The sequence below is a fragment of the Pseudomonas sp. Marseille-Q0931 genome (assembly GCF_940789645.1).
In the GTDB taxonomy this organism is placed as follows: Bacteria; Pseudomonadota; Gammaproteobacteria; order Pseudomonadales; family Pseudomonadaceae; genus Aquipseudomonas.
This window is the reverse complement of sequence record NZ_CALNWT010000010.1, coordinates 60,975-74,528: the sequence shown is the minus strand read 5'-3', so window position 1 is coordinate 74,528 and position 13,554 is coordinate 60,975. Positions and strand designations below refer to the sequence as shown.

At 61.7% G+C, this 13,554-nt stretch carries 10 protein-coding genes; all 10 read left to right on the top strand.

Annotation, left to right across the window (positions count from 1 at the left end; translation table 11 throughout):
• The first annotated feature begins 102 nt into the window (after positions 1-102).
• The 10 genes from phbB (at position 103) to arcA (ending at position 13,466) form a co-directional block, all read left to right on the top strand.
• Positions 103-858: an acetoacetyl-CoA reductase gene (gene phbB, locus P3C50_RS16395; RefSeq protein ID WP_011911905.1), complete on the top strand. Its 756-nt coding sequence runs from the start codon at positions 103-105 to the stop codon at positions 856-858.
• A 36-nt stretch (positions 859-894) separates the two neighbouring features.
• Positions 895-2,073: an acetyl-CoA C-acetyltransferase gene (locus P3C50_RS16390; protein ID WP_003464250.1), complete on the top strand. Its 1,179-nt coding sequence runs from the start codon at positions 895-897 to the stop codon at positions 2,071-2,073.
• Positions 2,074-2,213: 140 nt separating this feature from the next.
• The gene (phaC, locus tag P3C50_RS16385) at positions 2,214-3,914 is read left to right on the top strand and encodes a class I poly(R)-hydroxyalkanoic acid synthase (RefSeq protein ID WP_011911904.1); all 1,701 of its coding nucleotides are present in this window, start codon (positions 2,214-2,216) and stop codon (positions 3,912-3,914) included.
• Positions 3,915-3,940: 26 nt separating this feature from the next.
• Positions 3,941-5,014, top strand: a complete 1,074-nt coding sequence (locus tag P3C50_RS16380) for an HlyD family secretion protein (protein WP_038664451.1) — start codon at positions 3,941-3,943, stop codon at positions 5,012-5,014.
• Positions 5,011-7,749 carry a ribosome-associated ATPase/putative transporter RbbA gene (gene rbbA, locus P3C50_RS16375; protein ID WP_106733390.1) on the top strand — a complete coding sequence of 913 codons (2,739 nt, stop codon included), beginning with the start codon at positions 5,011-5,013 and terminating at the stop codon, positions 7,747-7,749. The genes P3C50_RS16380 and rbbA overlap by 4 nt, the downstream gene beginning before the upstream one ends.
• 1 nt (position 7,750) lies before the next feature.
• Complete coding sequence (locus tag P3C50_RS16370) at positions 7,751-8,866, top strand: ABC transporter permease (protein WP_038664457.1); 1,116 nt, start codon at positions 7,751-7,753, stop codon at positions 8,864-8,866.
• 107 nt (positions 8,867-8,973) lie between these two features.
• Entirely contained in the window at positions 8,974-10,383 is a 1,410-nt protein-coding gene (locus P3C50_RS16365; protein ID WP_230585319.1) for a TolC family outer membrane protein, read from the top strand.
• A complete protein-coding gene (locus tag P3C50_RS16360; protein WP_010563423.1) occupies positions 10,380-10,595 on the top strand; it encodes a YgdI/YgdR family lipoprotein in 216 nt (71 codons plus the stop codon). The genes P3C50_RS16365 and P3C50_RS16360 overlap by 4 nt, the downstream gene beginning before the upstream one ends.
• A gap of 141 nt (positions 10,596-10,736) precedes the next feature.
• On the top strand, positions 10,737-12,164 hold the full coding sequence (gene arcD / locus P3C50_RS16355; protein ID WP_275546802.1) for an arginine-ornithine antiporter: 1,428 nt from the start codon (positions 10,737-10,739) through the stop codon (positions 12,162-12,164).
• Positions 12,165-12,215: 51 nt separating this feature from the next.
• Positions 12,216-13,466 (top strand): arginine deiminase, encoded by a 1,251-nt coding sequence (gene arcA / locus P3C50_RS16350; protein WP_038664465.1) that lies wholly within the window; start codon positions 12,216-12,218, stop codon positions 13,464-13,466.
• Positions 13,467-13,554: the final 88 nt, after the last annotated feature.

Below are 13,554 nucleotides of genomic sequence, written 5' to 3'. Positions count from 1 at the left end.
CGCGCAAGGACAACCCAGCGTCACCCAGAAACATTGTTCCTGCCCGTGAAGCACCGGAAGCTTGACCAAAATATCAAGGCTTCGATTAAGGAGGCATGGTCAGTGGCTACTTCGAGTAATTCGACACGTATAGCACTGGTCACCGGCGGCATGGGCGGCATCGGCACAGCGATCAGCCAGCGCCTGCACCAGGATGGTTTCACCGTAGTGGTGAGTTGCGGCCCCTACTCAAGCCGCAAAGCCTCTTGGATGGCGAAGCAATTAGAGGCTGGCTTCCACTTCCACTGCATCGACTGCGACATCACCGACTGGGACAGCACCCGCCAGGCTTTTGAGATGGTGCGCGAAAATGTCGGCCCGATTGATGTACTGGTCAACAATGCGGGGATCACCCGAGACGGTACGCTACGCAAGATGCCTCCCGAAAACTGGAAAGCAGTGATCGATACCAACCTCACCGGCCTGTTCAACACAACCCGTCAGGTCATCGAGAGCATGCTGACCAAGGGCTGGGGGCGTGTCATCAACATATCCTCGATCAATGGACAGCGGGGTCAGTTCGGCCAGACCAACTACTCTGCAGCCAAAGCCGGTATCCATGGTTTCAGCATGGCTTTGGCCCGAGAAGTGAGTGGCAAGGGCGTGACCGTCAATACGGTTTCCCCTGGCTATATCAAGACAGATATGACTGCGGCAATTCGCCCAGACATCCTTGAAGGCATGATTGCCGGAATCCCCGTCGGTCGCCTCGGCCAGCCTGAGGAAATTGCCTCGATCGTAGCCTGGCTAGCCTCTGATCAATCCGCCTATGCCACCGGCGCCGACTTCTCGGTGAACGGCGGCATGAATATGCAGTGATGCGCAATCGACTAGTCATAACATGAGGCATTCCAGATGATCGACGTCGTTATCGTCGCTGCAACCCGCACCGCCATCGGTAGCTTCCAAGGCAGCCTGGCCGAGATTCCGGCACCGGAACTCGGCGCCATCGTCATCCGGCGCCTGCTCGAGCAGACCGGCCTCGATGCTGCCCAGGTCGATGAAGTGATCCTCGGCCAGGTGCTCACTGCCGCGTCCGGACAGAACCCCGCACGCCAGGCTGTGATTCGCGCCGGCCTGCCCCACGTCGTTCCTGCGATGACCCTGAACAAGGTCTGCGGCTCGGGCCTCAAGGCCCTGCACCTGGCTGCCCAGGCTATCCGTTGCGGCGATGCCGAGGTGATCATTGCCGGCGGCATGGAGAACATGAGCCTGTCGCCCTACGTGCTGCCCAAAGCCCGCACCGGCCTGCGCATGGGCCATGCGCAGATGCTCGACAGCATGATCGTCGATGGCCTGTGGGATGCCTTCAACGATTACCACATGGGCATCACCGCCGAGAACCTGGTGGACAAGTACGGCATCAGCCGTGAAGCCCAGGACGCCTTTGCCGCCGCCTCGCAGCAGAAGGCCGTGGCCGCCATCGAAGCTGGTCGTTTCGACGCCGAGATAACCCCGGTGCTGATCCCGCAGCGCAAGGGCGATCCAATCGCCTTCGCCCGTGACGAGCAGCCGCGTGCCGGCACCACCGCCGAGTCGCTGGCCAAACTCAAGCCGGCGTTCAAGAAGGACGGCAGCGTTACCGCCGGCAATGCCTCCAGCCTCAACGATGGCGCCGCCGCCGTGCTGCTGATGAGCGCAGCCAAGGCCAAAGCGCTGGGCCTGTCGGTGCTGGCGAAAATCAGCGCCTATGCCAACGCAGGCGTCGATCCGGCGATCATGGGTATCGCCCCGGTCTCGGCCAGCCGCCACTGCCTGGACAAAGCCGGCTGGAGCCTGAACGAGCTAGACCTGATCGAAGCCAACGAAGCCTTCGCCGTCCAGGCACTGGCCGTTGGTCAGGAGCTGGGCTGGGATGCCGCCAAGGTCAACGTCAACGGCGGCGCCATCGCCCTTGGCCACCCGATCGGCGCCTCCGGCTGCCGCGTGCTGGTCAGCCTGCTGCACGAGATGATCCGCCGCGATGCCAAGAAAGGCCTGGCGACGCTGTGCATCGGCGGCGGCCAGGGCGTGGCGCTGGCCATTGAACGCTGACTAACGATTTCGCGGATCTATCGGGCGAGCTCCCCTGCACCCTCACCGCCTGGATGGCGGTGAGGGTATTCCCCGAAATGATCGCACCGTGCCCTTTGCCGGGCGCGGCCTTTTTTCATTTTCTTGGACAAACCATGAACATGAACAATTCACATTCTTTCGCTCACTACTGGTCAGGACAGGCGCCTTTCATCACCAGCTTCGCCCTACAGCAACTGCGCCTGTACGTAGCGCAAAACTCTTGGTTCAACGGGCATGACCAAAGCCAGTGGTTCAATGTCTCCCCCGAAGCGTTGGAACAATTGCAGGTTGACTACCAGCAACAATGGACAGCGCTTGGCCAGCAACTGCTGGCCCGTCAACCGTTCGACTTCGACGACCGGCGTTTCGCTAGTGGCAACTGGAGTGAACCGTTGTTCGGTTCCATGGCCGCCTTCTACCTGCTGAATTCCGGATTTCTGCTGAAATTGCTGGAGCTGCTCACCATCAAAGAAGAGAAGCCACGTCAGCGTCTGCGCTACCTGATCGAGCAGGCAATCGCCGCAAGCGCCCCGAGCAACTTCCTGCTGAGCAATCCCGATGCCCTGAAATGCCTGGTGGAAACCCAGGGGGCCAGCCTGCTCAGTGGTCTATTGCATCTGGCCGGAGACCTACAAGAAGGCAAGTTGCGTCAATGCGACCGAGGCGACTTCGAAGTTGGCGTGAATCTCGCCGTCACTCCCGGTGAGGTGGTGCTGGAAACTCCGCTGTTCCAGTTGATCCAATACCTGCCGCTCACCGATACACAGTACCAGAGGCCAATATTTATCGTCCCGCCGGCCATCAACAAGTACTACATCCTCGACCTCAGCCCGGAAAATTCTCTGGTTCGCCATCTGCTGGAACAGGGTCACCCGGTATTCCTGATGTCCTGGCGCAACTTCACCCAGAAACAGGCTGACATCACCTGGGAGCAGATCATCCAGGACGGAGTGATCAGCGCCCTACGCACTACCCGGGTCATCAGTGGCGAGCGTCATCTGAACTGCCTGGGCTTCTGCATCGGCGGCACCCTGCTGAGCTGCGCGTTGGCAGTGCTGGCTGCGAGGGGCGACCACGACATTGCCAGTCTGAGCCTGTTCGCCACCTTCCTCGACTACCTTGATACCGGGCCGATCAGTGTCTTTGTCGATGAGCAACTGGTGGCCTACCGCGAGCGCACCATCGGTGGCCATGGTGGTAAATGTGGCCTGTTCCGCGGAGAGGATATGGGCAACACCTTCTCCCTGCTGCGGCCCAACGAGCTGTGGTGGAACTACAACGTCGACAAGTACCTCAAGGGACAGAAACCACGCGCCCTAGATCTGCTGTTCTGGAACAACGACAGTACCAACCTACCTGGCCCCATGTACTGCTGGTATCTGCGCCACACCTACCTGCAGAACGACCTCAAGTCGGGCGAGCTGGAGCTGTGCGGGGTCAAGCTGGATCTGCGCTCCATAGAGGCGCCAGCCTACCTCCTCGGAACCCACGATGACCACATAGTCCCATGGCGCAGTGCCTATGCCAGCACGGCTCTTCTTGGGGGATCGAAACGCTTCGTCCTCGGATCTTCTGGCCACATCGCCGGAGTGATTAACCCACCAGCAAGCAACAAACGCCATTACTGGGTAAACGAGCACATCACGCCGATTGCTGACGACTGGCTACAAAGCGCTCAACAACACGCAGGTAGTTGGTGGGTCGATTGGTTCGCCTGGCTGGCCGGGCATGCCGGCGAGCTCCGGCCCGCCATCACGCGGATGGGCAATGCCGAATACCCTCCCCTAGAACAAGCGCCTGGGCGCTACGTGAAGCAATGACCGCCCGAAGTTTAGGAAAACCCTCGATGAAGCCACAACAGAAGAAAACCCTGATCCACACGGCCTCCGCCGTCGCCCTGGCCGCCGTGGCCGCACTGGTCTGGCTGGAACTGCGCCCGAGCGGCCTGGGTTCCGGTTTCGCCAGCGCCAATGGCCGGATCGAGGCAACCGAAGTGGATGTCGCCGCAAAACTGGCTGGCCGTCTGCTACAGATCGACGTCGACGAAGGCGATTTCGTCGCCGCCGGACAAGTACTCGCGCAAATGGACATCCAGGTGCTCACCGCCCAGTTGAGCCAGGCCCAGGCCCAGGTTCGCCAAGCACAGAACGCCACCCGCACGGCTCATTCCCAGGTTTCCCTGCGTATCAGCGAGAAGGCCACCGCCGAAGCCGTGGTGCACCAGCGCCAGGCCGAACTGACCGCGGCACAGAAGCGCTACGCCCGTACCGAGACCCTGGTCAGACGCAATGCCTTGCCCCAGCAGAAACTCGACGATGACCTGGCCGCCCTGCAAAGCGGCCAGGCCGCCCTCAGCGCAGCCCGCTCCCAGGTTCTGTCGACCCAGGCAGCCATCGAGGCGGCACAATCGCAGGTGATCGAAGCCGAGTCCACTGTGGAAGCAGCCCAGGCCAGCGTCGAACGTCTGCAGGCCGATATCGAGGACAGCCAGCTTAAGGCACCGCGCAGTGGCCGCGTGCAGTATCGTGTCAGCCAGCCAGGCGAAGTATTGGGTGCAGGCGGCAAGGTACTCAATCTGGTCGACCTCAACGACGTGTACATGAACGTCTTCCTGCCGGCGCAACAGGCTGGTCGGGTCGCCCTCGGCGCGGAGGTGCGGCTGATCCTGGATGCCGCGCCGCAATATGTGATCCCGGCCAAGGTGACCTTCGTCGCCAGCGTCGCGCAGTTCACCCCTAAGACAGTGGAAACCGCCAACGAACGGGAAAAACTGATGTTCCGGGTCAAGGCACGGATCGATCCCGTACTGCTGCAGAAACACCTCGAGCAGGTCAAGACCGGGGTTCCCGGCATGGCCTACCTGAAACTCGACGCCTCCGCCGAGTGGCCCGAAAGCCTGCACGTGCGAATCACACCATGACAGCGAACGACCCCAGCGTGGTGCAACTGATCGAGGTCAGCCTGCGCTACAACAAAACCTGCGCGGTGGACGCGGTCACCCTCGACATCCCCGCCAACCGCATGGTCGGCCTGATCGGCCCAGATGGCGTGGGCAAGTCCAGCCTACTGGCCCTGATCGCCGGGGCGCGTAGGATGCAGGACGGCACGATACGGGTGCTCGACGGCGACATGGCCGATGCCGGCCACCGCCGCGACGTCTGCCCGCGCATCGCCTACATGCCCCAGGGCCTGGGCAAGAATCTCTACCCGACCCTGACCGTGTTCGAGAACCTCGACTTCTTCGGCCGCCTGTTCGGCCAGGATGAGCAGGAGCGCAGGGCGCGGATTGCCGACCTGACGCAAAGCACCGGCCTGGCGCCGTTTGTCGAACGCCCGGCGGGCAAGCTGTCCGGCGGCATGAAACAGAAGCTCGGCTTGTGCTGTGCGCTGATCCACGATCCGGATCTGTTGATCCTCGACGAACCCACCACCGGCGTCGACCCGCTGGCGCGCAACCAGTTCTGGGAATTGATCGAGCGCATTCGCAAGCGCCGCCCCGGCATGAGCGTGCTGGTCGCCACCGCCTACATGGACGAAGCCCAGCGTTTCGACTGGCTGGTGGCCATGGACGACGGCAAGGTGCTGGATATCGGAACCCCTGGCGAACTGCTCGAACGCACCGGCACCGACAATCTGGAAGAAGCCTTCATCGCCCTGTTGCCCGAAGCCAAGCGCAGCGGCCACCATACCCTAGTGATTCCACCGCGCCCGGCGGCCAGCGGCGAGAATGCGGTGGCCATCGAGGCGCACGGCCTGACCTGCCGCTTTGGTGATTTCGTCGCCGTCGATCATGTAGATTTCCGCATCGAGCGCGGGGAAATCTTCGGCTTCCTCGGCTCCAACGGCTGCGGCAAGTCGACCACCATGAAGATGCTCACCGGGCTGCAGCCGGCCAGCGAAGGCGAAGCCTTCCTGTTCGGCAAACCGGTCGACCCAAGGAACATCGACACCCGCCGCCGGGTCGGCTACATGTCCCAGGCGTTCTCGCTGTACAGCGAGTTGAGTGTGCTGCAGAACCTCGACCTGCATGCCCGGCTGTTCGAAATCCCGCCGCAACGGCGTCCCGCGCGCATTCAGGAAATGCTCGACAGGTTCGATCTTCAGGGAGTCGCCGAGCAGTTGCCGGAGGATCTGCCCCTGGGGGTGCGCCAGCGCCTGTCGCTGGCGGTGGCGGTGATTCACCAGCCGGAGATCCTGATCCTCGACGAGCCGACTTCCGGCGTCGACCCGGTAGCCCGCGACGGCTTCTGGGAGCTGTTGATCGACCTGTCGCGCAAGGATGGCGTGACCATCTTCATTTCCACCCATTTCATGAACGAGGCGCTGCGCTGCGACCGCATGTCGATGATGCACGCCGGCCGCGTGTTGGACAGTGACACGCCGCAGGCGCTGATGGCCAAGCGCGGCCTGTCCACCTTGGAAGAAACCTTCATCGCCTACCTGCGCGATGCCGCTGACGACACACCGGCGGACGCCCCGCAGCAGGCACCAGAGGAGGCGGAATTCGTCCATGCCAGCGCGGCAAAATCATGTTTCAGCCCTCGGCGCCTGTACAGCTACGCCCAGCGCGAAGCCATGGAACTGCGCCGCGATCCTGTTCGCGCCACCCTGGCCTTGATCGGTACGGTTCTGCTGATGTTCATCATGGGCTACGGCATCAACCTGGATGTCGAGGATCTGAGCTACGCGGTACTCGATCGCGACCAGACCACCACCAGCGCCGCCTATGCCGAGACCCTTACCGGCTCGCGCTATTTCCAGGAAAAACCGCCACTGCGCGACTACGACGAACTCGAACGGCGCATGCGCCAGGGCGATATCAGCCTGGCCGTGGAGATTCCGCCAGGCTTCGGTCGCGAGCTCAAGCGCGGTGACGTACCACAGCTGGGATTCTGGGTCGACGGCGCCATGCCGACCCGCGCCAATACGGTCAAGGGCTACGTACAGGGCATCCACCAGGGCTACCTGCAGCAGCTTGCCGCGACGGCTCCCGGGAATGCGGCCCGCAGCCAGTTCGACATCGCCCTGCGCTACCGCTACAACCCCGATGTGCAAAGCCTGCAAGCCATGGTGCCGGCGGTGATCCCGATCCTGTTGATGATGATTCCGGCGATGCTCACCGCCCTGGGCGTGGTGCGGGAAAAGGAGCTGGGCTCGATCACCAACTTCTACGTCACGCCGGTGACCCGCCTGGAGTTCCTGATCGGCAAGCAGTTGCCCTATATCGCCCTGGGCATGGCCAACTTCTTCATGCTGGTGGCCTTCTCGGTCTGCTTCTTCGATGTGCCGGTCAAGGGCAGCATGCTGACCCTGACACTCGGCGCACTGCTCTACGTGACCTGCGCCACCAGCCTCGGCCTGCTGATCTCCTCGGTGCTCAATAGCCAGATCGCCGCGATCTTCGGCACCGCCATCGCCACCGTGGTGCCGGCTACGCAATTCTCCGGTCTGATCCACCCGGTATCGGCCTTGGAAGGCGCCAGCGCCTTGATCGGCAACCTCTACCCGACCAGCCATTTCCTGATCATCAGCCGTGGCGTGTTCTCCAAGGCGCTGGGCCTGGCCGAACTCTACCCCTACTTCATTCCCTTGCTGATCACCATCCCCACACTGACCCTGCTCAGCGTCGCCGGCCTGAAGAAGCAGGAGAAATAAGATGCGCAAACTGAACAACATCCTGCAGTTGGGCATCAAGGAACTGCGCAGCCTGTATCGCGACCCGGCCCTGTTGCTGCTGATCCTCTACGCCTTCACCCTGAGCATTTACTCCCAAGCCAACAGTGTGCCGGAGTCGCCGCACCGGGCCAGCATTGGCGTGCTCGACGAGGATCGCTCGCAACTGTCGACGCGCATCGTCGGCGGCTTCCAGTTGCCCTACTTCATCAAGCCCGCGGCCATCGACCTGGAAACCATGGACAGCGGCATGGACGCCGGGCGCTATACCTTCACCCTGAACATCCCGCCGCAGTTCCAGCAAGATCTGCTAGCCGGACGCCAGCCAACCATCCAGCTCAATGTCGATGCCACACAAGTCAGCCAAGCGTTCACGGGGGCTGGACATATCCAGCAGATCATTAATGACGAGGTCGGCGAGTTCCTCAGGCGCTTTCGTGGCGCCAACGCGGTACCCGTCGAAGCGGTGGTACGCATGCAGTACAACCCCAACCTGGTGCAATCCTGGTTCGGCTCCGTCAACGCAATCGTCAGCCAGATCACCATGCTGTCGATCATCCTCACCGGCGCCGCACTGATCCGCGAACGCGAACACGGCACCATCGAGCACCTGCTGGTGATGCCCGTCACGCCGTTCGAGATCATGTCGGCCAAGGTCTGGTCGATGGGCCTAGTGGTGCTGGCCGCCACCGCCCTGTCCATGCGCATCATCATCGAGGGCTGGCTGGCCGTCCCCATTCCCGGCTCCGTGCTGTTGTTCCTCGGCGGTGTCGCCCTGCACCTGTTCGCCACCACCTCGATGGGCATCTTCTTCGGCACCCTGGCCCGCTCGATGCCACAGCTGGGCCTGCTGATCATTCTCGTGCTGATGCCTCTGCAGATTCTCTCCGGCGGCATGACCCCGCGCGAAAGCATGCCGGAAGTCGTACAGAACGTCATGCTGGCGGCACCCACCACGCACTTCGTCGAGCTAGCCCAAGCCATTCTCTTCCGTGGCGCCGGCCCGGCTGTCGTCTGGCCGCAAATGCTTGCCCTAGGCGCCATCGGTAGCGTGTTTTTCATCGGTGCCTTGTCGCGGCTGCGCAAATCCCTGCATTGAGAAGGCCATCCACACGGTGCCATTCGAATAGACATGCAAGACAGACCAAATAAGGAAACTAATACGTGGAGATAACCACAACCGCTAGGTTGGCCCTGGTGACAGCCATCTGCCTGGGCATCCCAGCACAGGGCTGGGCAACCTCCCTACCCACCCCGGCCAAAACCGACCTGGTCACCGTGTACAAACAAGCAGCGAAGAACAACGCCGATATCGCTGCCGCTCGCGCCGACTACCAGGCGCGTCGCGAAGTGGTGCCGCAGGCGCGTGCCGGGCTGCTGCCCAACCTGTCGGCGGGGGCCAATTATGGCGATACCCGCACCGAGCTCGATTCGCCGAGTAACACCCTGTCGCGCAGCGGTCTGGTGTATCAGGCCAACCTGAGCCAGCCACTGTTCCGTGCCGATCGATGGTTCCAGCTGCAGGCGGCCGAGGCGACCAGTGAGCAGGCGGCGCTGGAGCTGTCAGCGACCGAGCAGAGCTTGATTCTGCAGAGCGCCGAGACCTACTTTGCCGTGTTGCGCGCCCAGGACACCCTGGCCTCGACCCGTGCCGAAGAGGCGGCGTTCAAGCGCCAGCTGGATCAGGCCAACGAGCGCTTCGATGTTGGCCTTTCCGACAAGACCGACGTGCTCGAAGCGCAGGCCGGTTTCGACACTGCCCGAGCCAACCGCATTCTCGCCGAGCGCGCCGTGGATGATGCCTTCGAGGCCCTGGTGGCGCTGACCAATCGCAGCTACACGGCAGTCGAAGGTATCGTGCATACCTTGCCGGTATTGGCGCCGACACCGAACGACGCCAAAACCTGGGTCGATACCGCCGCTGCGCAGAACCTCAATCTGCAGGCCAGCTTCTTCGCGGTCGATGCTGCCGAGGAAAACCTGCGCCAGCGCAAGGCCGGCCATGCGCCGACCCTGGATGCCGTGGCCAGCTATCAGAAGGGCGACAATGACAGCCTGGGCTTTACCAACTCTGCTGCGTCACCCACTACATACGGTGGCGATGTTTCGCAGCGCTCCATCGGCCTGCAACTGAATATCCCGCTGTACAGCGGCGGCCTGACCAGCTCGCAGGTGCGTGAGGCCTATCAGCGCCTGGGGCAGACCGAGCAGTTGCGCGAAAGCTTGCGCCGCCAGGTGGTGCAGAACACCCGTAACCTGTTCCGTGCGGTGAATACCGACGTGGAGACCGTGCAGGCGCGCCGCCAGTCGATCATCTCCAACCAGAGCGCCCTGGAAGCCACCGAGATCGGCTACCAGGTCGGCACCCGCAACATCGTCGATGTGCTCGATGCCCAGCGTCAGCTGTACAGCGCGGTGCGCAACTACAACGACGCGCGCTATGACTACATCCTCAACAACCTGCGCCTGAAGCAGGCCGCCGGCACCCTCAGTCCGGCTGACCTGGAAGCGCTGGACAGCTTCCTCAAGCCTGACTACAACCCGGACAAAGACTTCCTACCGGAAGAAACATTAGAAGCCAACTTTACTGACGACAACTTAGGAGCATCATCATGAAAAAAATCTGCCTTGTACTTTCCGCTCTGACTCTCAGCCTGCTTGCTGGCTGTTCTACCCCCTCGCTGATCGTGCTCAACAGCGGTCAGGAAATCCAGACACTAGACGAACCCAAATACGATGCAAAAAGTGGTTTCTACGAATTTAAGCAACCTGACGGGAAACCCCAACGTATAAATAAAGATCAGGTGAATACCATCAGGACGCTCTGATTCAGCAATGACAGCGGTTTCGTGATACCACCTTCAAACTTTCTAACCCCATTTATCACGACTGCATTGAACTTGTTAAACATTAGGAAAACTCCGAAAGAGTCTGCCCGGTAGTTATTACTAGACCAAGGAGGTCTCGCTATGTCTGACTCGACTCAAAAACTGCGCCTCGGCGCGTTGATCGCTCTGGTTGTTGGTTCAATGGTTGGCGGCGGGATCTTCTCCCTGCCGCAGAATATCGCCGCCAGTGCCAGTCCCGGCGCCACCCTTATTGGCTGGCTGATCACCGGTGTCGGCATGCTCACCCTGGCTTTCGTCTTCCAGACCCTGGCCAACCGCAAACCCGACCTCAATGGCGGGGTGTATGCCTACGCTAAGGCCGGCTTCGGCGACTACATGGGTTTCTCCTCGGCTTGGGGTTACTGGATCAGCGCCTGGATCGGCAACGTCAGCTACATGGTGTTGCTGTTCTCCACCCTCGGCTACTTCTTTCCGGTATTCGGCGAGGGCAACACCCTGCCGGCGATCATCTGCGCCTCTATCGTGCTCTGGCTGCTGCACTTTCTGGTGCTGCGCGGGATCAGGGAAGCGGCCTTCATTAATACCATCACCACCATCGCCAAGATGCTGCCGCTGGCGCTGTTCATCGTCATCGCCGCCGTCGCCTTCAAGATGGACGTGTTCACCTCGGACTTCTGGGGCAGCGGCAACACCGAGCTCGGCAGCGTGATGGATCAGGTGCGCAACATGATGCTGGTCACCGTCTGGGTGTTCATCGGTATCGAGGGTGCGAGCATCTTCTCCGCCCGCGCCGAGAAACGCAGCGATGTCGGCAAGGCCACCGTCATCGGCTTCATCGGCGTGCTCCTGCTATTAGTGCTGGTCAACATCCTCAGTCAGGGCATCCTCGCCCAGGCCGAACTGGCCGGACTGAAAAACCCGTCGATGGCTGCCGTGCTGGAACAGGTAGTCGGCCCCTGGGGGGCGCAACTGATCTCCATCGGCCTGATCATCTCGCTGGCCGGGGCGCTGCTGTCGTGGACACTACTGTGCGCCGAGATTCTCTTCGCCAGCGCCAGTGACCACACCATGCCGGAGTTCCTGCGCAAGGAGAACGCCAACCAGGTCCCGGCTAACGCGCTGTGGCTGTCCAACGGGCTGATCCAGCTGTTTCTGATCATCACCCTGTTCAGCGAGTCCACCTACCTCAGCCTGCTGTATCTGGCCACCTCGATGATTCTGGTGCCGTACTTCTGGTCGAGTGCCTACGCCGTGCTGCTGGCCTTGCGCGGCGAGACCTACGAAAACGCCGCCGGCGAACGCAACAAGGATCTGCTGATCGCGCTGATCTCCACGCTGTATGCGGTGTGGCTGGTGTACGCCGCCGGCGTGCAGTACCTGCTGCTCTCCGCGCTGCTCTATGCCCCTGGCGCAATCCTGTTCGCCAAGGCCAAGCGCGAGCTGGGCCAACCGGTGTTCACGGGCGTCGAGAAGCTGATCTTCATCGCCGTACTGATCGGCGCCGGCATTGCCGCATTCGGCCTGTATGACGGTTTCCTGAGTTTGTAAAAGTGCCGCCCCGGACCTTCCGGGGCCACGTTCCACGAGAAGGAGTTTGACATGTCCAAGAAAGCCCTAGGCGTTCATTCCGAAGCCGGCAAGCTGCACAAGGTGATGGTCTGCTCGCCCGGCCTTGCGCACCTGCGCCTGACCCCCGCCAACTGCGACGAACTGCTGTTCGACGACGTGATCTGGGTATCGCAGGCCAAGCGCGACCATTTCGATTTCATGACCAAGATGCGTGAACGCGGTATAGAGGTCGTGGAGATGCACAACCTGCTCGAAGAGACCGTGCGCAACCCGCAAGCGCTGCAGTGGATTCTCGAGCGCAAGATCACCCCCAACAGCGTCGGCCTCGGTCTGCAGAACGAAGTTCGTTCGTTTATCGAAAGCCTGGAGCCACGGCGCATCGCCGAATTCCTGATCGGCGGCGTGTCCGGCGCAGACCTGCAGAAATACAAAGATTCGGAAGCAGCGAAGATGTTCAACGCCTATCTGGGCGAGTCCAGCTTCATCTTCCCGCCGCTGCCCAACACCCAGTTCACCCGCGACACCACCTGCTGGATCTACGGCGGCGTAACCCTCAACCCGATGTACTGGCCGGCGCGCCGCCAGGAAACCCTGCTCGCCAGTGCCATCTACAAATTCCACCCGGACTTCATCAATGAAGAGTTCGAGGTCTGGTATGGCGACCCGGATCAGGATCACGGCTCGGCCACCCTCGAAGGCGGCGACGTGATGCCAATCGGCAACGGTACCGTGCTGATCGGCATGGGTGAGCGCAGCTCGCACCAGGCCATCGGCCAGGTGGCGCGTACCCTGTTCGCCAAAGGCGCCGCCGACAAGGTGATAGTCGCCGGCCTGGGCAAATCGCGCTCGGCCATGCACCTGGACACCGTGTTCAGCTTCTGCGACCGCGACCTAGTGACCATCTTCCCGGAAGTGGCCAACTCCATCGTGCCCTTCGTGCTGCGCCCGGATGAAAGCAAGCCTGGCGGTATCGACCTGCGCCGCGACGAGCGCAGCTTCCTCGACGTGGTCGCCGAGTCGCTCAACCTGAAGAAACTGCGCGTGGTGGAAACCGGCGGCGACGCCTACGAGGCCGAACGCGAGCAGTGGGACGACGGCAACAACGTGGTCTGCCTGGAACCCGGCGTGGTCATCGGCTACGACCGCAACACCTACACCAACACCCTGCTGCGCAAGGCCGGCGTCGAGGTCATCACCATCAGCGCCAGCGAACTGGGACGCGGCCGTGGCGGCGGCCACTGCATGACCTGTCCGATCATCCGCGACCCAATCGATTACTGACGGACACATATTCGTAGGGTGGACATGGCGCAGCCTTGTCCACCTTTGCCAGCAAGAAGGCGGACAAGCCTGCAGCATGTCCGCCCTA